The following is a 515-nucleotide window of genomic DNA, read 5'->3' on the forward strand; positions in this document are numbered from 1 at the left end:
GGTCTGCGGCAGGTAGTTCGCATCACCCGCCTTGGTCGCCGTCACTTCGCAGGTGCCCACGCCGTTGCCGGTCAGGGTGCTGCCCGTGATCGCGCAGGTTCCGGTACCGCCGGTCACCGCGTAGCTCACCGCACCGGTGCCCGAACCGCCCGTCGTCGCCAGCGTGCTCGTGCCCAGGTAGGCGATGGTCTGCGGCGTGGCGCTCACCACCAGAGCAGCCTGCTCGGCCTGCTCGACGGTCACCGTCACCGTGCCGGTCTGCGGCAGGTAGTTCGCATCACCCGCCTTGGTCGCCGTCACTTCGCAGGTCCCCACGCCGTTGCCGGTCAGGGTGCTGCCCGTGATCGCGCAGGTTCCGGTACCGCCGGTCACCGCGAAGGTGATCGTCGTGCCCGTGCCGCTGCCGCCGGTCGCTGCCAGCTCGCTGGTGCCCAGGTAGGCGATGGTCTGCGGCGTGGCGGTCACCACCAGGGCAGCCTGCTCGGCCTGCTCCACGGTCACCGTCACCGTGCCGG

At 71.3% G+C, this 515-nt stretch carries 1 protein-coding gene; it reads right to left on the reverse strand.

From position 1 onward, the window contains the following. A partial coding sequence (locus AS93_RS20920) for a hypothetical protein (protein WP_027591939.1) occupies positions 1 to 515 on the reverse strand: 515 nt, incomplete at both ends.

Origin of the sequence: Pseudomonas sp. RL, assembly GCF_000647775.1 — a bacterium.
Classification (GTDB): Bacteria; Pseudomonadota; Gammaproteobacteria; order Pseudomonadales; family Pseudomonadaceae; genus Serpens; species Serpens flexibilis.